Below are 20,837 nucleotides of genomic sequence, written 5' to 3'. Positions count from 1 at the left end.
TGTATACTTTGGGATTTTTCTCGTGCGGGGCTTTTCACTGTGAACTTCTGCGCTTGCCCGCTTGTCAAAGATAAAAATTTTTTCAGTTGAAAAATAAAATCTAAAGATTTCTTTAATAAAATGTAGCGGTGCTGTAAATCAAAAACCAACTCCTGAAAGTTGGTTTTGCTATTCTTATGTACTGCTCACGGATTGCAAATCCGCGAGATCGGTGCGGGAGTCAAGATTCGCCTATCGGGTTTTATACATTTTTTTAAATTCTTCTTTTATTAAATATGCTTGAGCCCTGTCTAAATTATAGATTTTAGAATATATTAATTTAAATTTTTCATTATTTTGCTTATCATTCTTATTTGAACCATCAAAAACAAAATGCCAAAACTTTATTACTTCAATTTTGTTTTCATTATGTAATAAATTTATAAATGAAGAAGGGGTCTTAATGATTAAGGTTGATAAATTTGTTTGAAATAAACCAACTGCATCGGCTTCCCATTTACTTGATTCTGCAAGTTTTACTAATTTACTATAAAAACGCGTTTCTTTAATATTTTCCTTACACTCAAAAAGAAATGTTATTTGCTCTTCATAACTATCGTAAAGTTGCTTTTTCCCTGTTTTATCATCATATCCATATAAGGCTGTAAAATTTTTATAAGTATCTGGAAAAGCATTAAAAAATACATCACAATTCTTATTTTTAAAAGATTGTGTAAGAGTTTTGGCTTGATTCTCCACAGTAATACTACCATGATCTTGGCAAGAAAATAGTGCACAGAATAATATAAAAAATAGTAATTTCATTAAATTGTGTTACCTAATTTTATTGTTAATAATTACTTTAACATTTCTAGCCCCTTCAGATTTTATAAATGTTCTCAACTCATTCATCTTTGGCTTACTACCTCCAACCGTCCCTGAATTAGAATCCTTGGTAGAGCCTGGCATGTTGCAACCTTCGGTATTTGCACCTGTATTTCCACTATGGTATAGAATTTTTCTGTCTTTAGAAACGTCTTCGTTAGATAATATAAAATTGTCAGGATGTTTTGCGCTTGAATAATTGTCTACGTTATAAACTCCTTCTGGAATTCTTTTATCTTTCCCGCTTTCTTTTGTAGAAGGACCTGCTGGTTCTAACATATAACCTTTTACATTTTTATCACCTCCAACCGTTTTAAATTCACTTATTGTTGCATCTTTAGTTTCTTCAACTCTATTTTGGATTATTAACCCACCTACTTCTGTAGAATTATCTTTTAAATTTTTGACACTTGCGTCCGCAAGTTTTCCGCCCCAGTTTACATCCTTATTTTCAAAATTTGCCTCCTTTCCATTATTTAATAAATAATTTTTTCCATCAGTTTTTCCATCAGTTCCTAAATAAGTGCCTTGCCTGTCGTAAAAGTCTCCTGGTGGAGCACTTTCTCTTCCGTCGGGATCAACAAAAAAAATTGGATTATCTAATGCGTATGTGTAAGTAGAAAATCTTCTCCCTTTCTCACTCAAAGGATCCACCGTTCCCCACCTTCCGATGTCGGGCATGTACATCCTTGCGCCGTAGTCGTACATCCCCGTCTCCTGCAGTTCCTTGCCGTTGTACTTGTAGTTGTATATCCCTGCTCTGCTTTTTGAGATTATGCTACTTTACATTCTTCTCGCACTAACTTCTAATTTTCGTCTGCTCTGTTCCTGCCTTTCAAAGATAATAATTTTTCCTTTTCAATTGAAAAAAAAAAGAATAATGCCGAAAAATTTTATTCTATAAAAAACCGTGTTGTCGCTGTTGTAAATGTGGGGTTGTGGAAAAAATAGGTGTGGGTTTTAGTGGTGGCTTTTTCCACAAATCCACATTTTTTTCTTTCAGCAATTTCCTTCGGTAACCACAAAAAAAGAAAAATATTTTTGTTCCTTTTCCGGGTGGAAGCGTCGGCAGAAAAGTCTTTTATCGGCGGTGGGAAGGAAGGGGAAGGAAGATGGCACAAATCGAGGAACGAGATTCGCGAACTCAAATAAAAAAAATAAATAACTCGTGAACAAAGCGGCTGGAAGGCTGTTTCCCTTTAGGGCTTGAACATAAAATGGATTATGGGCAGTTTTGTCGCTGTGGGCATCCGGGGCTGGAAAAACTGACTATAATACACCTTATTTTATGTTAAATAGCCTCGTTGGCAGGGGTCGGCAGGGCGTTGGGATGCGGTTGGGAAAATGTCTTTTTCAGCGGCTGCGGGTGGATTGTCCTCCAAAAATATCTTTTCTTTTTTTGTGGTTTATCTTATCGGGTGGAACTGGTTGATCGCTGATTGCAGGGCTTCAATTCCGGTTTCCCGATACTTTTCAGTCGTGTCCGCGTGCTTGTGTCCGGCAAAATATTGGACTTTCCGCAGGTTCTCGCCCTGGTCTAATTTCAGTTTTATTACGCTCTGGCGGATTTTTACGCTCGTGATCTTCTTTGTAAACGACTTTTGATAGGTTGATACAAGATAATTAATGTCATCATTTGTAATTTTTGAACCGAGTTTATTCAATAGAAAAAAAGAAGTTTTTAATGTTTGGTTTTTAGATAAAAGTTCTCTTTCTTCCTTTAGATATTGATAAAATAATAAGATCTGATCGGCTTTTAGATTTAAAATTCTTTCGTTTGTAATTCCGGTTTTTTGGATTTTTATTTTAGCATTTTTTAGGTCTAAATCCTCGATTTTTAAGCGTTCAATATCTCCCACTAAAAGGGCCTGGTTGACGAGCAAACTCATGATTATCAGATTTCTTTTTTTTAGCATAGGATAACGCTCCTTTCGGGGTTCTAAGAGTTGTTGCAGTTCTTTTTCCGTGAGCAGTTCCTGTAACTGTATCGGGTTTTCCCTTCCGTCCCTGATCTTAATGTTCTTTGCAGGATTGTATTTTATCTGCCCTGTTTCCACTAAATAATCATAGTATTTCTTTAGGGCGTAAACGGTTCTGTTGGTGCTTTGCGGATTGTAGTTCTTGCGCAGTAGTTCCACATATTCCATTAAATTCTGATAGTTCAGTTTTTCAGGATCTTTATAGTGTTTCCTGAACTTTTCTATTTCATAGAGATAACTTCCGCAGGTTTTTTCGGTCAGTTCATTTTGTAGATAGGTTTGTAGATTCTCCATAAATTCTTGTGTAAATTTGGGTTGTTCCAAGGCATTCATGGCCAAGAAAATCCCTTACCTTTTCAAGTTCCATTCCCTGGTCCAGAAGTTGGGTCGCAATGGTGTGGCGCAGGCAGTGAAGCGTAAATCTTTGATTATTTAATCCGGCTTTTTTAAGTAGATATTTGCACTCCATATAAATTCTTTCGGATGTAATATTTAAGAGATTTACAGTTTTATTTTCATTTGAAATAAAAAATATAATGTCCTTTTTTATCTTTTTTGTAAACGGGATCACTCTTCGTTTTTTGCCCTTCCCCTTTTTGATGTAAAGCAGGTTGTTTTCTAAGTCGATGTCTGAGATTTTAAGTTCTGCGGCTTCATTCCGGCGCAGTCCGCAACCGTAACATAAATGCAGGATAATGAGTTGTAAGGGACTGCTTTTGTTGTATAACATTTTGATTTCTTCCGGACTAAATATTTTCCTTTCCTCATATTTTGGGGATTTTATTTTCAGTTGGTAAGGATTGGTTTTTACTTCCCCGGTTCTTTGCAGATAATCAAAATACATTCTAATAGACCGCATTTTTCCTGCAATGGCACTCTGACTTAAATCCTTCTTTGTAACCCTGCTTTTGGTGGTTTCTAAACTTTTATGGTAGTCTAAAATATCTTTGGAAGTGGTGTCTTCCTTTTCTTTTTTACAGTAATTTAAAAATCTCTCAATCTCCTTCGGATAGGTATTTACAACTGATTCACAATAGCCTAGATTCTGTAATTCTTTTCTAAATTTTAAGATTGATTCTTCATTCATTATTATACTTATGATTGGTTTGCTTACTCAATATATTCAGTTTTTCCGAACGCTAAACAGTTGTTGGTTGATATTTGTTGGTTGTCAGTACTTTACGCTGTCATAGATGGGGCTTTAGCGTTCGTTTTGCTTCCGTTTGGTGTTCGCTTGTGTTCGAACCTTGCAGGTTAGGCAGTTATTCTATGACGCTTTAGTTCTTCAACCTGCTTGGCAAAGGCTTCTTTTAATTCCTTTCTAACTTTCTGGATATTATCACTGTAAGAGATCTTATACCTGAATCCCTTGTTCGCAAAACCGATCTGTTTCAGATATTCCAACCGGACTAAATCATTCAGATAAAACTGTAATTGTGTTTTCTTAAATCCAGTCACTTCCATCGCATCAAAACGGGTAAAACTTTCCTCTTTAAAGGCTTTCTTCAACTGCTCAAAAAACTGTCTTAAACTGCCGTCCAATTCATCGATCTTTAGGATAATGCTCTCGAATAATATCTCCACGGCATTCTCAATATCCTCTATTTCGGTGATTAAATAATCGTCTTTCGTTTCTCTCTGATACTGATTGATAAAGGTGACCTGCTTGATGATGGCTTGGAACATTTCATTCAAACGCCTTTTGTTTTTTACGTTGTTCGGTAGTTTTATCTGTGTCGCAAATGGATTTATGATTTCATAATGCTTCAGATTCCGGACGATTCTCTGTATAAAATTAATGGCTTTCTCCTGGGTGTTTTTGTCGATTTCCCCCGCATTTCTTTTGTTTTGGTAGGTTATTATCTTCTCGGTCTGTTCCTCGCCCTCATTGATGGCGACTATAAAACTGCGGTTCATGTTGTCCTCGTATAATTCGCCCTTGGTGGTTGCTGAAAGTGAGGAAAATTGTCCTTTCACGATTTTATGGGATGATTTATTGTTTCCTTTTTTATCTTTAATAGTAACTGAACTTCTCAATACCTGATTGGAAATAAATTCCCTCAAGGCATAGAGCGCATCTTCTTTTAAACCGTCCAGATCCTCGATGATGATTATCTTTTGGAACAGGTCGAACTCGCCCCAGTTGTATAAACTTGATTCTGTAATTCTCGTAAACCTTAAGACATCTTCCTGTGGCATCAAGTCCGCGATCCGGCTGATAATATGCGTTTTTCCGCTTCCCGAACTTCCCTGTACTATTCCGTGAAGTGGACTTTTATTTAAGTAACTTATCGTAATTAAAAACAATAATAATCGGCTGTTTTCCTCGCCGATGATGCCGCTTTTTTCTATTAATTGGTTTAAGGATTTCAGTAGGTCTTTCTGCTGTAAAAATTCTGTTGCGGACAATTTTCGGACAAATTCCGTGGGTGTGTTTTTCTGATTGCTGATAAATCCTGCATTGTTTGCAGAGTCAGTAGGACTGGAACCCCCTTCTTTTTCATTTGAAAATAAAAAATTTGCCTCATTGTTTTTATTGTTTTCAATAGGATTCGGCGATTGCAAAGCAATTCTCTTTTCCAGTAATTCCAAAAATATTTCTTCATTATGTAGTTGCAGGGTTTCGTTGATGTCATTATTAGGCAGTTCCACGCTTGATATCCTAACCTCCTGATTACGGCTCAGGTGCTCCCGTAACAACTGGCTGTATTTCCCAACCGCCTTCTTTCCTGCTTCGTCCTGGTCAAAACAAAATATTATTTCTTCCAATGCCACTAATTCACGAATGCTTTTTAAAATTTCTTCCGTAAGCCCGTTGGTTCCAAAACAACTGATTAAACTGTAATTATCTCTGATTTCTTTTATCTGAAGTAAACTTGCGCAGTCTATAATCGCTTCCGTTAAAATGAGTTTCCTGATTTCTGCTTTTGGGTAATTTGGGTAAATCCCGCTACGGTTCTTTAAATAGAAGTGTTTCGCTTTGTCGTTGTTGAGTGTCGAGCGGAAGTATAATCCCGTAATTTCATCTTCCTGGTTTCTTAACGCAAAACAGATGCACCATTTCCCAAAAACGCTAAAGGCTTTCTCACCGGTTCTTCCCGTAATTCCCTTGTCTAATAATAATCCTGCTTCCAATGCCTGTCTTATGAGTTCCTCGGTTTTGCGTTCCCCGTGGTGGAACTGTCCAGAGTTGTAACCAATCTCTAAAAGTGAGTGGTCTAAATTTCTCTTTGTTAAATAATCCTTTGCAGGTTTTGAGTTGTTGACGGCATTCCTAAAATATTGGAAGATATTGCCTAAAAATTGCGTTTGGGATAATTCTAAATTCTGGATCTTTGGTTTCGGGTTTCCCTTAATGGGCAATGCAGGACTTCCACCCAAAAGACTTTCCGCTTTTTTTAATGCTTCGTGTTTGGAAAGGTTTTCCTTGTACATTATAAAATCTATCACGTCCATACTCCTGCCGTGGGTTTTGCAGTTACTGCTAAAACAGTATGCCGTCTGCGTCTTGTAGTAGACCTGCATACTCGGTGTCCTGTCCTCGTGGAACGGACAGCACATTTTTGTGTTCTTGTCGGGTTTTAGGCCGTAATACTGCAGGACTGTAGAGATTGATAACTGGGATTTTATGAGCGGGATTTCCATAAAATTATAGATTAAATTTATTTTTTGTCATTTTTGACCATTGCAAATATAAAAATAAATTTCTATTATTGACAAGTTATAATTTCCATTTAAAACAACTTATTGTTTTAAATGGTCAAATTAACTAATTTAGCATCAAAATTAAAGACATGCAAATAAGCGAGAAAATAAAACAACTGCGTAAAGACAAGGGTTTACAACAAAAGCAAGTCGCAATAGATGTAGGTCTTGACCAAAGCAACTACAATAAGATTGAGAACGGAAGGCGTGAACCGTCCCTGGAAGTCCTGCAAAAATTATCCGCCATCCTTGATGTTTCCCTCGATGACCTGGTAAACCCGGAAGATTCCAAAAAACCGTCTGCCGTAACTATGGAGGATAAAACCATCTCCGAAAAAATACGCCTGATGGACCAACTGGAAGAGGACGACAAGAACGTTATCTACAGGATGCTTGACACGATGCTTACCAAACAAAAATTCCAGAACTTCTTTGAGCAGAACCTACAAACCGCAAAATAATGAGAACACAGGTAATACAGGATCACAACGGAACTCCCACAGGTGTTTTTATACCGATCATAGAATGGGAAAAAATGAAGAAAAAATACCATATCGAGGATCCCAAAGAGGTTTTTCAACTCTCCGATGAGCAGAAAAAAATCCTTGACAGCCAGGACGGTCTGGAACTTTCCGAATACCAAGACAACGATGAGTTTGTGGCGGAACTTAAAGCGGAATATGGCTTATAAAGTAAGGGTTTCTCCCAGCGCCAAGGCCGACGTGAGGCAGGCGGTGGCTTATTACAAAAAAGAGGCTTCCCTGAAGGTTGCCCAAAATTTTGTTAAAGATTACGGGGACACCCTGAAAAAGATAAGGCAAAACCCCCTCTTCCAAGTCTATTACAGGGATTTTAGGGGTCTGCCGCTTAAAAAATACCCCTTCGTTATTTTTTACCAGATAGATAAAACCAACGGTTTGATTCTCGTAAAGGCAGTCTTTAACGCCAATCAGGACACAGACAAAAGACCATAAAAAAAACCAACTCCTAAAAGTTGGTTTTCTTATTTACTGCTCACAGATTGCAAATCCGCGAGATCGAAATCCGAGTCATCGGAAGGTTGGTTTCTTATTTACTGCTCACGGATTGCAAATCCGCGAGATCGGATTGCAAATCCGCGAGATCGGATTGCAAATCCGCGAGATCGATATCCGAGTCATCGGGGATTGCAAATCCGCGATATCGATATCCGCGTCCTTCGGTTTACCTAAATTGAGGGCTATCAGACGGAGCCGTAGGGGCTTAATTTCCAAATATTTTTCAATTTACAAAGGAAAAATAAACTATTATAAATGTTACTACTAAAGTAATGATATAGCCTGTTAATAGATTTCTTGTTTCATATTTTTCATTAAGTAATTCAGAATATTTTTTATTAAAGCCTGTAAGAATCCAAAAAAAAATTGCTCCAATCCATATAGCTGAAAGTTTAGCTACAAAAGGTTCTCTTGCCATTTTATTATTTATTTAAAATATTATTTAATGTTTTTAGTGTTTTTTTATAAGTAAAATTATCTTCATACCTAAAATAAAAATTAGGTAAACTACCATTGGTTTGTGTGGCAGTTTTTGCATCTGTAAATTCAAAAGATTTATCATATATTATATTATTTAATACCATTGAACTTAGAGTGCCAAGCTCTATAGAAGGCCCATCAGTAGGATTGTTAGAATCTTTTGTTAAATCATTAAATACTTGTAGATCATTTTTAATGGGCGATAATATCTCTTTATTTCCATCTACATTGCCTACAAAAGAATTAGCAACAGGACCAATTAATCCATTCGCTTTAGTGTTTTTTTCATCGAAAGAGACAAAATCATTCTTTCCTACATTTGTAAGATTAGTTTCTTGTGTTGTTTTAAGATCATTTATTGTATTAGACTTACTTACAACTTTTCCCTCAGAATTAATTTTAGTAGAAAAGTTAGCTGTCTTATCTGAAGTGTTAGTCACTTTGATTCTTTCACCGTCTGAATTGGTCTTATATGTAACATTTGTTGTAATCGTTCTAACAGATTCTTTTATTGTGTAGGAATTTTCTTTTTTATTGTGTGTTATACTATTCAAATGATATATCGGATCTCCTGAATTTTCTTGAGGATTTCTTCCATCAGGATCAACAAACCTAATCGGATTGTCAAAGGCATAATTGTAAACGCTATGCCGTGTCATTTTCTCTGCCAGTGGATCAACGACGCCCCACCTTCCGATATCCGGCATGTACATCCTTGCGCCGTAGTCGTACATCCCGGTCTCCTGGAGTTCCTTGCCGTTGTACTTGTAGTTGTATATCCCTGCTCTGCTTTTTGAGATTATGCTACTTTACATTCTTCTCGCACTAACTTCTAATTTTCGTCTGCTCTGTTCCTGCCTTTCAAAGATAATAATTTTTCCTTTTCAATTGAAAAAAAAAAGAATAATGCCGAAAAATTTTATTCTATAAAAAACCGTGTTGTCGCTGTTGTAAATGTGGGGTTGTGGAAAAAATAGGTGTGGGTTTTAGTGGTGGCTTTTTCCACAAATCCACATTTTTTTCTTTCAGCAATTTCCTTCGGTAACCACAAAAAAAGAAAAATATTTTTGTTCCTTTTCCGGGTGGAAGCGTCGGCAGAAAAGTCTTTTATCGGCGGTGGGAAGGAAGGGGAAGGAAGATGGCACAAATCGAGGAACGAGATTCGCGAACTCAAATAAAAAAAATAAATAACTCGTGAACAAAGCGGCTGGAAGGCTGTTTCCCTTTAGGGCTTGAACATAAAATGGATTATGGGCAGTTTTGTCGCTGTGGGCATCCGGGGCTGGAAAAACTGACTATAATACACCTTATTTTATGTTAAATAGCCTCGTTGGCAGGGGTCGGCAGGGCGTTGGGATGCGGTTGGGAAAATGTCTTTTTCAGCGGCTGCGGGTGGATTGTCCTCCAAAAATATCTTTTCTTTTTTTGTGGTTTATCTTATCGGGTGGAACTGGTTGATCGCTGATTGCAGGGCTTCAATTCCGGTTTCCCGATACTTTTCAGTCGTGTCCGCGTGCTTGTGTCCGGCAAAATATTGGACTTTCCGCAGGTTCTCGCCCTGGTCTAATTTCAGTTTTATTACGCTCTGGCGGATTTTTACGCTCGTGATCTTCTTTGTAAACGACTTTTGATAGGTTGATACAAGATAATTAATGTCATCATTTGTAATTTTTGAACCGAGTTTATTCAATAGAAAAAAAGAAGTTTTTAATGTTTGGTTTTTAGATAAAAGTTCTCTTTCTTCCTTTAGATATTGATAAAATAATAAGATCTGATCGGCTTTTAGATTTAAAATTCTTTCGTTTGTAATTCCGGTTTTTTGGATTTTTATTTTAGCATTTTTTAGGTCTAAATCCTCGATTTTTAAGCGTTCAATATCTCCCACTAAAAGGGCCTGGTTGACGAGCAAACTCATGATTATCAGATTTCTTTTTTTTAGCATAGGATAACGCTCCTTTCGGGGTTCTAAGAGTTGTTGCAGTTCTTTTTCCGTGAGCAGTTCCTGTAACTGTATCGGGTTTTCCCTTCCGTCCCTGATCTTAATGTTCTTTGCAGGATTGTATTTTATCTGCCCTGTTTCCACTAAATAATCATAGTATTTCTTTAGGGCGTAAACGGTTCTGTTGGTGCTTTGCGGATTGTAGTTCTTGCGCAGTAGTTCCACATATTCCATTAAATTCTGATAGTTCAGTTTTTCAGGATCTTTATAGTGTTTCCTGAACTTTTCTATTTCATAGAGATAACTTCCGCAGGTTTTTTCGGTCAGTTCATTTTGTAGATAGGTTTGTAGATTCTCCATAAATTCTTGTGTAAATTTGGGTTGTTCCAAGGCATTCATGGCCAAGAAAATCCCTTACCTTTTCAAGTTCCATTCCCTGGTCCAGAAGTTGGGTCGCAATGGTGTGGCGCAGGCAGTGAAGCGTAAATCTTTGATTATTTAATCCGGCTTTTTTAAGTAGATATTTGCACTCCATATAAATTCTTTCGGATGTAATATTTAAGAGATTTACAGTTTTATTTTCATTTGAAATAAAAAATATAATGTCCTTTTTTATCTTTTTTGTAAACGGGATCACTCTTCGTTTTTTGCCCTTCCCCTTTTTGATGTAAAGCAGGTTGTTTTCTAAGTCGATGTCTGAGATTTTAAGTTCTGCGGCTTCATTCCGGCGCAGTCCGCAACCGTAACATAAATGCAGGATAATGAGTTGTAAGGGACTGCTTTTGTTGTATAACATTTTGATTTCTTCCGGACTAAATATTTTCCTTTCCTCATATTTTGGGGATTTTATTTTCAGTTGGTAAGGATTGGTTTTTACTTCCCCGGTTCTTTGCAGATAATCAAAATACATTCTAATAGACCGCATTTTTCCTGCAATGGCACTCTGACTTAAATCCTTCTTTGTAACCCTGCTTTTGGTGGTTTCTAAACTTTTATGGTAGTCTAAAATATCTTTGGAAGTGGTGTCTTCCTTTTCTTTTTTACAGTAATTTAAAAATCTCTCAATCTCCTTCGGATAGGTATTTACAACTGATTCACAATAGCCTAGATTCTGTAATTCTTTTCTAAATTTTAAGATTGATTCTTCATTCATTATTATACTTATGATTGGTTTGCTTACTCAATATATTCAGTTTTTCCGAACGCTAAACAGTTGTTGGTTGATATTTGTTGGTTGTCAGTACTTTACGCTGTCATAGATGGGGCTTTAGCGTTCGTTTTGCTTCCGTTTGGTGTTCGCTTGTGTTCGAACCTTGCAGGTTAGGCAGTTATTCTATGACGCTTTAGTTCTTCAACCTGCTTGGCAAAGGCTTCTTTTAATTCCTTTCTAACTTTCTGGATATTATCACTGTAAGAGATCTTATACCTGAATCCCTTGTTCGCAAAACCGATCTGTTTCAGATATTCCAACCGGACTAAATCATTCAGATAAAACTGTAATTGTGTTTTCTTAAATCCAGTCACTTCCATCGCATCAAAACGGGTAAAACTTTCCTCTTTAAAGGCTTTCTTCAACTGCTCAAAAAACTGTCTTAAACTGCCGTCCAATTCATCGATCTTTAGGATAATGCTCTCGAATAATATCTCCACGGCATTCTCAATATCCTCTATTTCGGTGATTAAATAATCGTCTTTCGTTTCTCTCTGATACTGATTGATAAAGGTGACCTGCTTGATGATGGCTTGGAACATTTCATTCAAACGCCTTTTGTTTTTTACGTTGTTCGGTAGTTTTATCTGTGTCGCAAATGGATTTATGATTTCATAATGCTTCAGATTCCGGACGATTCTCTGTATAAAATTAATGGCTTTCTCCTGGGTGTTTTTGTCGATTTCCCCCGCATTTCTTTTGTTTTGGTAGGTTATTATCTTCTCGGTCTGTTCCTCGCCCTCATTGATGGCGACTATAAAACTGCGGTTCATGTTGTCCTCGTATAATTCGCCCTTGGTGGTTGCTGAAAGTGAGGAAAATTGTCCTTTCACGATTTTATGGGATGATTTATTGTTTCCTTTTTTATCTTTAATAGTAACTGAACTTCTCAATACCTGATTGGAAATAAATTCCCTCAAGGCATAGAGCGCATCTTCTTTTAAACCGTCCAGATCCTCGATGATGATTATCTTTTGGAACAGGTCGAACTCGCCCCAGTTGTATAAACTTGATTCTGTAATTCTCGTAAACCTTAAGACATCTTCCTGTGGCATCAAGTCCGCGATCCGGCTGATAATATGCGTTTTTCCGCTTCCCGAACTTCCCTGTACTATTCCGTGAAGTGGACTTTTATTTAAGTAACTTATCGTAATTAAAAACAATAATAATCGGCTGTTTTCCTCGCCGATGATGCCGCTTTTTTCTATTAATTGGTTTAAGGATTTCAGTAGGTCTTTCTGCTGTAAAAATTCTGTTGCGGACAATTTTCGGACAAATTCCGTGGGTGTGTTTTTCTGATTGCTGATAAATCCTGCATTGTTTGCAGAGTCAGTAGGACTGGAACCCCCTTCTTTTTCATTTGAAAATAAAAAATTTGCCTCATTGTTTTTATTGTTTTCAATAGGATTCGGCGATTGCAAAGCAATTCTCTTTTCCAGTAATTCCAAAAATATTTCTTCATTATGTAGTTGCAGGGTTTCGTTGATGTCATTATTAGGCAGTTCCACGCTTGATATCCTAACCTCCTGATTACGGCTCAGGTGCTCCCGTAACAACTGGCTGTATTTCCCAACCGCCTTCTTTCCTGCTTCGTCCTGGTCAAAACAAAATATTATTTCTTCCAATGCCACTAATTCACGAATGCTTTTTAAAATTTCTTCCGTAAGCCCGTTGGTTCCAAAACAACTGATTAAACTGTAATTATCTCTGATTTCTTTTATCTGAAGTAAACTTGCGCAGTCTATAATCGCTTCCGTTAAAATGAGTTTCCTGATTTCTGCTTTTGGGTAATTTGGGTAAATCCCGCTACGGTTCTTTAAATAGAAGTGTTTCGCTTTGTCGTTGTTGAGTGTCGAGCGGAAGTATAATCCCGTAATTTCATCTTCCTGGTTTCTTAACGCAAAACAGATGCACCATTTCCCAAAAACGCTAAAGGCTTTCTCACCGGTTCTTCCCGTAATTCCCTTGTCTAATAATAATCCTGCTTCCAATGCCTGTCTTATGAGTTCCTCGGTTTTGCGTTCCCCGTGGTGGAACTGTCCAGAGTTGTAACCAATCTCTAAAAGTGAGTGGTCTAAATTTCTCTTTGTTAAATAATCCTTTGCAGGTTTTGAGTTGTTGACGGCATTCCTAAAATATTGGAAGATATTGCCTAAAAATTGCGTTTGGGATAATTCTAAATTCTGGATCTTTGGTTTCGGGTTTCCCTTAATGGGCAATGCAGGACTTCCACCCAAAAGACTTTCCGCTTTTTTTAATGCTTCGTGTTTGGAAAGGTTTTCCTTGTACATTATAAAATCTATCACGTCCATACTCCTGCCGTGGGTTTTGCAGTTACTGCTAAAACAGTATGCCGTCTGCGTCTTGTAGTAGACCTGCATACTCGGTGTCCTGTCCTCGTGGAACGGACAGCACATTTTTGTGTTCTTGTCGGGTTTTAGGCCGTAATACTGCAGGACTGTAGAGATTGATAACTGGGATTTTATGAGCGGGATTTCCATAAAATTATAGATTAAATTTATTTTTTGTCATTTTTGACCATTGCAAATATAAAAATAAATTTCTATTATTGACAAGTTATAATTTCCATTTAAAACAACTTATTGTTTTAAATGGTCAAATTAACTAATTTAGCATCAAAATTAAAGACATGCAAATAAGCGAGAAAATAAAACAACTGCGTAAAGACAAGGGTTTACAACAAAAGCAAGTCGCAATAGATGTAGGTCTTGACCAAAGCAACTACAATAAGATTGAGAACGGAAGGCGTGAACCGTCCCTGGAAGTCCTGCAAAAATTATCCGCCATCCTTGATGTTTCCCTCGATGACCTGGTAAACCCGGAAGATTCCAAAAAACCGTCTGCCGTAACTATGGAGGATAAAACCATCTCCGAAAAAATACGCCTGATGGACCAACTGGAAGAGGACGACAAGAACGTTATCTACAGGATGCTTGACACGATGCTTACCAAACAAAAATTCCAGAACTTCTTTGAGCAGAACCTACAAACCGCAAAATAATGAGAACACAGGTAATACAGGATGCACAATCGCATGCTCCCGCAGCGTGTTTTTATACCGATCATAGAATGGGAAAAAATGAAGAAAAAATACCATATCGAGGATCCCAAAGAGGTTTTTCAACTCTCCGATGAGCAGAAAAAAATCCTTGACAGCCAGGACGGTCTGGAACTTTCCGAATACCAAGACAACGATGAGTTTGTGGCGGAACTTAAAGCGGAATATGGCTTATAAAGTAAGGGTTTCTCCCAGCGCCAAGGCCGACGTGAGGCAGGCGGTGGCTTATTACAAAAAAGAGGCTTCCCTGAAGGTTGCCCAAAATTTTGTTAAAGATTACGGGGACACCCTGAAAAAGATAAGGCAAAACCCCCTCTTCCAAGTCTATTACAGGGATTTTAGGGGTCTGCCGCTTAAAAAATACCCCTTCGTTATTTTTTACCAGATAGATAAAACCAACGGTTTGATTCTCGTAAAGGCAGTCTTTAACGCCAATCAGGACACAGACAAAAGACCATAAAAAAAACCAACTCCTAAAAGTTGGTTTTCTTATTTACTGCTCACAGATTGCAAATCCGCGAGATCGATATCCGCGTCATCGTGGGGACACCAAATTTTTACTCGCAAATGTAATCTGCACTGTTGAATGAATTATTTTTGAAATAAAATTTCACATAGCACTTATCTCCTTCAATAACAAGGGAATTTTTAAAGCAAATAGTATCAAAGTAATATGTAAAGATGGTGGTGGTTAGGTTTTTTTCGGTTTTATTAGGTTTTCCAAAAATTTTGAGAAAATCAGACTCATTTTTGGGTTTATATTTTAATAAAATTTTATTTGAAATAGTTTTGTTTCTAAATTTAGTACAGCCTAAAGAATCGTTTTTCCAATGATTAGAATAATATGTTAGACTATCGGAGGTAATTTTATTTTTTACAACACTTTTTTTCGTCTTATCATTACATGAAAGTAATGAAAAAAATATTATAATTATTTTAATTGTCTTTGTTGCCATTTTCATCGTATATGGTATTTGTAACTGTTCCTATTTGTCCTTTTCCATTTGCATCGAAGTAAACATTTTTGAAAATGTCATTAACGTTTTCATTTGTTACTCTTCTAAAATTTGGATCTATCGCATTACTTGGACCAACTTGAGACCATCTTTGATTAACAGGTGTATAACGAGCAGTCATAATATCCGGCGGCGTATCTTTAGATTTTCCACTGGTGGTATGTGGTAAATTTAATGAATGTCCGAACTCATGGGCTCCAGTAGTAGAATCCGCCAAATCATCTTTAGTATTTAGAAAACCTCCATTTCCCCCTAATTGAAAAGTACTACTATGATTCATATCTGCGACTTCATAAAAATTATTTTTGGGATCAGTATTTTTACTAGCCATTTCTTTTGCTTTATCAACAGATACTGTCTCATAAGTAACCTTAAAATTAACCTTATAGGTAACACCATCAATTTTTACTTTGCCATGGGCTCCATTCCATTGGGAGGCAACACCTCTCGCAATTTGTCCTGAAAGTTTACTATTTGCTTTAGATCCATAAAAAATCATATGTTCATTCACTGTAATTTTATGATGCTTTTTATCGATTATAGGTTCTCCAGAACGTCCGTCAGGATCTATATGACCTACAGGATTATTATACACATAAGTGTAAGGTGAAGTTTTTCTATCTTTCTCCGCTAGCGGATCCACCGTTCCCCACCTTCCGATATCTGGCATGTACATCCTTGCGCCGTAGTCGTACATCCCCGTCTCCTGCAGTTCCTTGCCGTTGTACTTGTAGTTTAAATAACAAAAAAAAAGCGGCTTAAAAGCCGCTCTTATTTATCTTACCAACGACCGCCGCCGCCGCCGCCACGATTTGCACCGCCGCCGCTGTTACCACCTCCGTAACCGCCGCTGCCTCCGCCTCGGTTGTTATCAAAAGATCTTCTTGGTTTGTCTTCTCTTGGTTTTGCCTCAGATACGTTTAACGGTTTTCCGTCAAGTTCTCTTTCGTTAAGACCCTCGATAGCCTGTCTTCCTTCATCGTCACCCATTTCTACGAAACCAAATCCTCTGGATCTACCAGTCTCTCTGTCAGTGATGATTTTAGCAGAAGATACTTCTCCGTACTCAGAAAATAAATCGTGCAACGCTTCTTCTTTGGTTGCATAGTTGATGTTTGAAACAAAAATGTTCATTGTAAAAAAAATTATAAATTAAAAAAAATTGCTGTATATATAAGGAAAAACAACAAATACTGAACAAATATTGATTTCAAATATAAACAGGTGCAAGGTACAATTAAAAATAATACAAACAATAATTTTTATTATGAAAATTATAAATTTCGCACTTAGGAGCAATAAAGCTTTTATTTTTTTCAAAAACCCTTCCCGCTGTACGTTCTGTCTTTCAAGCACGCGCTTTGTTCGCGCTAAAAAGGATGCCACTTCCATCGGGGCTAAATAGAGGTTAATTTTTATTTTTCAACGGTAGGAAAACATATACACTTTCAATTAGGCAACTTCTTTACCTGTCGAAGTTTCTAATAGCAAAAACCAGTCGTCATTTTCCAAGTTTATTTTTAAAGCCTGCTTTGCATTTTTTAAATGTTTAACCTTTGAAGTTCCTAAAACCGGTAAAATTCTTGATGGATGTTTTAAAATAAAAGCCAGTAAAAGTTGATCTTCCAAACAATTATATTTTTCACAAAGTTTTTCAACCACTTTTTTTATTCTTGAATTTTGTTCAGTTTTCTTGCTAAAATAATTTCCCATCGGCGACCACGCCATTGGACTTAATGTTTTCATCATTAATTGATCCAAAGTACCATCATTAAAAGCTTTTGTTTCATTCAAAGAACATTCAATTTGATTCGTAATTAAAGGAAAATGTTGATTAATTAAATCAAACTGAGAAACCGAAAAATTACTCACACCAAAGTGTTTTACTTTACCCTCTGATTTTAAAATTTCAAAACTTTCTACAATTTCTTCAGGATTCATTAATGGCGAGGGACGATGCAGCAGTAAAACATCTAAATAATCCGTATGCAGATTTTTTAAACTGTTCTCCACAGAATTTAGAATATGATGTTTAGAATAATTATAAGCCTTCACATTATAATCCCGATTATCACATGGCATCTCAATACCGCATTTAGAAATAATTTGAATCTCTCTCCTATCAAGTGACATTTTATTAAAAGCCTTGCCAAATAATTCTTCGGTGGTATAATTACCATAAATATCAGCACAATCGAAAGTCGTTAAATCTTCTTCCAGTGCAGCATTTATAAATTCTTGAGTTTGTGGAATACTGAAATTTGCACCCCAAATTCCCCATCGCATCGTTCCTATTATTAATGGTGAAAACATTTTTTTTTTCATATTATAGATGTAAAAATTTTTTGGTTCTATGTTATCGCCCATTCTTGATATGCTTTTTCACAAATTTTGCCAATGGCGATTTCAAAGATAAAAAATTAATAGGAAAATCGAATTTTATATGGATTTTTGAAATCTTCTCATTTTCTAATTATTAACTTTGCCATAGAAAAATATAAACAAATGAACTATCATACTAGGAAATGGGTAAAACCGGAAGATCTAAATCCAAATCATTCACTTTTTGGTGGTCGACTATTACAATGGATTGATGAGGAAGCCGCGCTATACTCAATTATTCAACTTGAAAACAATAAAGTTGTCACTAAATATATTTCTGAAATTAATTTCATCAGTTCCGCTAAGCAAGGTGACATTATTGAAATAGGGATCGAAATATTATCATTCGGAAACTCCTCATTAAACCTAAAATGTGAAGTTCGGAATAAAATGACACATCAAACAATTATTACTGTTGAAAAAATTGTGATGGTTGCTTTAGACGAAAATGGAAATCCCGTCGCACACGGAAAAACGCAAATGGAATACACGAAAAACCGCTTGAATAATGGAAAATAAGACTCACCAACAAAAAACTTCACCCTCCTCAGTTTATTATTGCCCCATGGAATGTGAAGGTGAAAAAGTTTATTTTGCGCCGGGAAGATGTCCGAAATGTAATATGTTTTTAGTTCCTATCGAACAAAGGGATGATCAGAAAAATAAAAAAATAGTTTTTAGTAAATCTAATTTACCGGAAAATTTTAAAGATAAAATTGGGGATTATTTTTGTCCAATGTTTTGTGAAGGCGATAAAACGTATTCGTCAGATTCCGGCTGTCCGGTTTGCCACATGCATTTGGAAGAAATTACGGAAGATTTAGTTGATAATTCTCAGTTGTCAGTTGACAGTAATTCTTCTGAAAAAACCACCGACCGACAAGCACCAACTGACAACCAAAATGCTGGAAAACATTATTGTCCAATGCATTGCGAAGGTGACAAAGTTTATGATTTCAATGTTGGTTGCCCCGTTTGTGGAATGGATCTCGTGAAATATCCAGAAAAAAAAACAACGCAATATACTTGTCCAATGCATCCGCAGATCATAAGAGATCAACCCGGAAGTTGTCCCATTTGTGGGATGGATCTGGTGCCAATTCTAACAATGAACAATAACGAAGATGAAGATGAAACTTATAAAATTTTAAAAAGAAAATTTTTAATTGCGCTCGTATTTACTGTTCCTGTTTTTATTTTGTCAATGGGCGGAATGTGGCTAAATCTGCCATTTTCCTCAAAAATATCGGGCTATTTGGAATTAATTTTAACCTTACCTATTTTATTTTATGCAGGTTGGTTTCTTATTAAGCGGGGTATAATTTCCTTTAAAACCTGGAATTTAAATATGTTCAGTTTGATTGCTTTGGGAAGTTTAGCAGCATTTTTATTTAGTTTAATTTCTCTTATTTTTCCAAACTTATTACCTCATGAGATCCGCGGTCATTCTAATAACGCCCCTCTTTATTTTGAAGCAGTTAGTGTTATCTTAACTTTGGTCATTTTAGGTCAGTTAATGGAAGCGAAAGCACATCAGAAAACTGGAAATGCAATTAGAGAATTGATGAATCTTTCGCCGTCTACAGCGCACTTGATGACAGATGGAGTAGAAAAAGCAGTTAGTTTAGATCAAATTAAAAAAGGTGATTTATTAAAAGTAAAACCAGGTGAAAAAATTCCGGTAGACGGCAAAATCACCGAAGGAAATTCAACCATTGACGAAAGTATGATCACTGGCGAACCAGTTGCAGTCGAAAAAAAGGAAAATGAAAAAGTGACTTCTGGAACTATAAACGGCAACCAAAGTTTTGTAATGCAAGCCGAAAAAGTGGGCGATGAAACTCTGCTTTCACACATTATAAAAATGGTAAATGAAGCGAGCAGAAGTCGCGCGCCAATTCAAAAACTAACAGATAAAGTAGCTAAGATTTTCGTTCCAACGGTGATTGGGATCGCAGTTTTAACGTTTATTGTCTGGCAAATTTTCGGACCGGAAGGAAAAAAAACTTTGTTTGCATTTGTTAATGCCGTTGCAGTTCTAATTGTGGCTTGTCCGTGCGCTTTAGGTTTAGCGACACCAATGTCCTTAATGGTCGGCATTGGCAAAGGTGCAAAAAATGGAATTTTAATTAAAAACGCCGAAGCCTTAGAAGAATTACATAAAGTAAATGTTTTAATAACCGATAAAACAGGAACTTTAACGGAAGGAAAACCAAGTTTACAAAATATAGAATCGGTAGAAAGTAGTGATAAAAATACAATTTTAGAAATCGCAGCAGCATTAAATCAAAATTCTGAACATCCTTTATCTACCGCAGTTTTAAATAAAGTAAAAGCTGAAAATTTAGAAATTAAAAAGATAGCTCAATTTGAAAACATTTCTGGTAAAGGTTTGAAAGGAAATTTAAGTGGAAAAGATGTATTATTAGGAAATGAAAGCTTAATGGAAACTAATCAAATTAAAATACCAGAAGAATTAAAAGAAAAGGCCCTAAAAATTCAAGAGAAAGCGCACACTGTTTCTTATGTTGCAGAAGGTGGAAAAGTGATCGGTTTTGTAAGTTTTACAGATAAAATTAAAGAAAGTTCAAAAATCGCCATTGATTATTTATTGAAAAATAATGTTGAAGTTATTATGATCACGGGCGATAACGAACATACTGCAAAAGCCGTCGCAGACGAGTTAGGAATTAAAAAATATATCGCAAAAGCACTTCCAGAAGATAAATTAAATGAAGTAAAAAAACTTCAGGAAGCAGGAAAAATTGTTGCAATGACGGGTGATGGAATTAATGATTCGCCGGCCTTAGCACAAGCAAACATAGGAATTGCGATGGGAACAGGAACTGACGTTGCCATTGAAAGTGCGCAAATCACTTTGTTAAAAGGTGATATCTCAGGGGTTGTTAAAGCCAAAATTTTAAGTGAAAAATTATTGATAAATATTAAAGAAAATTTATTTTTTGCTTTTGCTTATAATGTTTTGGGAATCCCGGTTGCCGCAGGTCTACTCTACCCTTTCTTCGGAATTTTACTGTCGCCGATGATTGCTGCGGCTGCAATGAGTTTTAGTTCCGTTTCTGTTATTTTAAACTCTTTGAGATTGAATGCGATTGATCTGAAAATTAAGTAAATTTAAAATATAA

20 protein-coding genes and 1 pseudogene are annotated in these 20,837 nt (G+C 36.3%); 8 read left to right on the top strand and 13 right to left on the bottom strand.

Going from position 1 to position 20,837, the window contains the following annotated elements; all coding sequences use genetic code 11:
* Nucleotides 1-231 precede the first annotated feature (231 nt).
* The 5 genes from ACVBED_RS09165 to ACVBED_RS09145 all read right to left on the bottom strand — a co-directional run bounded on the left by ACVBED_RS09165 (nucleotide 232) and on the right by ACVBED_RS09145 (nucleotide 6,488).
* On the bottom strand, nucleotides 232-804 hold the full coding sequence (locus ACVBED_RS09165) for a hypothetical protein (protein ID WP_447121595.1): 573 nt from the start codon (nucleotides 802-804) through the stop codon (nucleotides 232-234).
* A gap of 9 nt (nucleotides 805-813) precedes the next feature.
* The gene (locus tag ACVBED_RS09160) at nucleotides 814-1,617 is read right to left on the bottom strand and encodes a DUF5675 family protein (RefSeq protein ID WP_473094919.1); all 804 of its coding nucleotides are present in this window, start codon (nucleotides 1,615-1,617) and stop codon (nucleotides 814-816) included.
* 653 nt (nucleotides 1,618-2,270) lie between these two features.
* Nucleotides 2,271-3,137, bottom strand: a complete 867-nt coding sequence (locus tag ACVBED_RS09155) for a tyrosine-type recombinase/integrase (RefSeq protein ID WP_447121594.1) — start codon at nucleotides 3,135-3,137, stop codon at nucleotides 2,271-2,273.
* On the bottom strand, nucleotides 3,106-3,930 hold the full coding sequence (locus ACVBED_RS09150) for a tyrosine-type recombinase/integrase (RefSeq protein WP_447121585.1): 825 nt from the start codon (nucleotides 3,928-3,930) through the stop codon (nucleotides 3,106-3,108). The genes ACVBED_RS09155 and ACVBED_RS09150 overlap by 32 nt, the downstream gene beginning before the upstream one ends.
* Nucleotides 3,931-4,097: 167 nt before the next feature.
* Nucleotides 4,098-6,488 (bottom strand): CHC2 zinc finger domain-containing protein, encoded by a 2,391-nt coding sequence (locus tag ACVBED_RS09145; RefSeq protein ID WP_447121592.1) that lies wholly within the window; start codon nucleotides 6,486-6,488, stop codon nucleotides 4,098-4,100.
* 149 nt (nucleotides 6,489-6,637) lie between these two features.
* On the opposite strand from ACVBED_RS09145, the gene ACVBED_RS09140 reads away from it, so the two are divergent.
* The 3 genes from ACVBED_RS09140 to ACVBED_RS09130 are packed head-to-tail and all read left to right on the top strand — an operon-like array spanning nucleotide 6,638 to nucleotide 7,522.
* A complete protein-coding gene (locus ACVBED_RS09140; RefSeq protein ID WP_473094899.1) occupies nucleotides 6,638-7,009 on the top strand; it encodes a helix-turn-helix domain-containing protein in 372 nt (123 codons plus the stop codon).
* Complete coding sequence (locus ACVBED_RS09135) at nucleotides 7,009-7,239, top strand: hypothetical protein (protein ID WP_447121591.1); 231 nt, start codon at nucleotides 7,009-7,011, stop codon at nucleotides 7,237-7,239. Before ACVBED_RS09140 ends, ACVBED_RS09135 begins: the two co-directional genes overlap by 1 nt.
* The gene (locus ACVBED_RS09130; RefSeq protein WP_447121590.1) at nucleotides 7,229-7,522 is read left to right on the top strand and encodes a type II toxin-antitoxin system RelE/ParE family toxin; all 294 of its coding nucleotides are present in this window, start codon (nucleotides 7,229-7,231) and stop codon (nucleotides 7,520-7,522) included. Before ACVBED_RS09135 ends, ACVBED_RS09130 begins: the two co-directional genes overlap by 11 nt.
* 286 nt (nucleotides 7,523-7,808) lie before the next feature.
* Here the strand turns inward: ACVBED_RS09130 and ACVBED_RS09125 are convergent, their stop codons facing one another.
* The 5 genes from ACVBED_RS09125 to ACVBED_RS09105 form a co-directional block, all read right to left on the bottom strand.
* Nucleotides 7,809-8,003 carry a hypothetical protein gene (locus ACVBED_RS09125; protein ID WP_447121589.1) on the bottom strand — a complete coding sequence of 65 codons (195 nt, stop codon included), beginning with the start codon at nucleotides 8,001-8,003 and terminating at the stop codon, nucleotides 7,809-7,811.
* A gap of 4 nt (nucleotides 8,004-8,007) precedes the next feature.
* Nucleotides 8,008-8,799 (bottom strand): RHS repeat-associated core domain-containing protein, encoded by a 792-nt coding sequence (locus tag ACVBED_RS09120; RefSeq protein WP_473094900.1) that lies wholly within the window; start codon nucleotides 8,797-8,799, stop codon nucleotides 8,008-8,010.
* A 698-nt stretch (nucleotides 8,800-9,497) separates the two neighbouring features.
* The gene (locus ACVBED_RS09115) at nucleotides 9,498-10,364 is read right to left on the bottom strand and encodes a tyrosine-type recombinase/integrase (protein ID WP_447121594.1); all 867 of its coding nucleotides are present in this window, start codon (nucleotides 10,362-10,364) and stop codon (nucleotides 9,498-9,500) included.
* Nucleotides 10,333-11,157: a tyrosine-type recombinase/integrase gene (locus ACVBED_RS09110; protein ID WP_447121585.1), complete on the bottom strand. Its 825-nt coding sequence runs from the start codon at nucleotides 11,155-11,157 to the stop codon at nucleotides 10,333-10,335. The genes ACVBED_RS09115 and ACVBED_RS09110 overlap by 32 nt, the downstream gene beginning before the upstream one ends.
* A gap of 167 nt (nucleotides 11,158-11,324) precedes the next feature.
* Nucleotides 11,325-13,715: a CHC2 zinc finger domain-containing protein gene (locus ACVBED_RS09105; protein WP_447121592.1), complete on the bottom strand. Its 2,391-nt coding sequence runs from the start codon at nucleotides 13,713-13,715 to the stop codon at nucleotides 11,325-11,327.
* Between the two features lie 149 nt (nucleotides 13,716-13,864).
* Here ACVBED_RS09105 and ACVBED_RS09100 point away from each other — a divergent pair, with 149 nt between their 5' ends.
* The 3 genes from ACVBED_RS09100 to ACVBED_RS09090 are packed head-to-tail and all read left to right on the top strand — an operon-like array spanning nucleotide 13,865 to nucleotide 14,753.
* On the top strand, nucleotides 13,865-14,236 hold the full coding sequence (locus ACVBED_RS09100; RefSeq protein ID WP_473094899.1) for a helix-turn-helix domain-containing protein: 372 nt from the start codon (nucleotides 13,865-13,867) through the stop codon (nucleotides 14,234-14,236).
* A 33-nt stretch (nucleotides 14,237-14,269) separates the two neighbouring features.
* Entirely contained in the window at nucleotides 14,270-14,470 is a 201-nt protein-coding gene (locus ACVBED_RS09095) for a hypothetical protein (protein WP_473094898.1), read from the top strand.
* Entirely contained in the window at nucleotides 14,460-14,753 is a 294-nt protein-coding gene (locus tag ACVBED_RS09090) for a type II toxin-antitoxin system RelE/ParE family toxin (protein ID WP_447121590.1), read from the top strand. Before ACVBED_RS09095 ends, ACVBED_RS09090 begins: the two co-directional genes overlap by 11 nt.
* Before the next feature lie 1,109 nt (nucleotides 14,754-15,862).
* Here ACVBED_RS09090 and ACVBED_RS09085 read toward each other — a convergent pair.
* The 3 genes and pseudogenes from ACVBED_RS09085 to ACVBED_RS09075 all read right to left on the bottom strand — a co-directional run.
* Nucleotides 15,863-16,042 (bottom strand): annotated as a pseudogene (locus tag ACVBED_RS09085) (RHS repeat-associated core domain-containing protein); the annotation flags it as partial.
* 47 nt (nucleotides 16,043-16,089) lie between these two features.
* Nucleotides 16,090-16,443 carry an RNA recognition motif domain-containing protein gene (locus ACVBED_RS09080; RefSeq protein WP_447121577.1) on the bottom strand — a complete coding sequence of 118 codons (354 nt, stop codon included), beginning with the start codon at nucleotides 16,441-16,443 and terminating at the stop codon, nucleotides 16,090-16,092.
* Between the two features lie 318 nt (nucleotides 16,444-16,761).
* Nucleotides 16,762-17,622, bottom strand: a complete 861-nt coding sequence (locus tag ACVBED_RS09075; RefSeq protein ID WP_473094897.1) for an aldo/keto reductase — start codon at nucleotides 17,620-17,622, stop codon at nucleotides 16,762-16,764.
* A gap of 192 nt (nucleotides 17,623-17,814) precedes the next feature.
* Between ACVBED_RS09075 and ACVBED_RS09070 the strand changes: the two genes are divergently transcribed.
* Both ACVBED_RS09070 and ACVBED_RS09065 read left to right on the top strand, forming a co-directional pair.
* A complete protein-coding gene (locus ACVBED_RS09070; protein WP_473094896.1) occupies nucleotides 17,815-18,210 on the top strand; it encodes an acyl-CoA thioesterase in 396 nt (131 codons plus the stop codon).
* Nucleotides 18,200-20,824, top strand: a complete 2,625-nt coding sequence (locus ACVBED_RS09065) for a copper-transporting P-type ATPase (RefSeq protein ID WP_473094895.1) — start codon at nucleotides 18,200-18,202, stop codon at nucleotides 20,822-20,824. Before ACVBED_RS09070 ends, ACVBED_RS09065 begins: the two co-directional genes overlap by 11 nt.
* The last annotated feature ends 13 nt before the right edge of the window (nucleotides 20,825-20,837 follow it).

The organism is Halpernia sp. GG3, from assembly GCF_052976925.2.
This window is presented reverse-complemented; position numbering and strand designations above follow the sequence as displayed.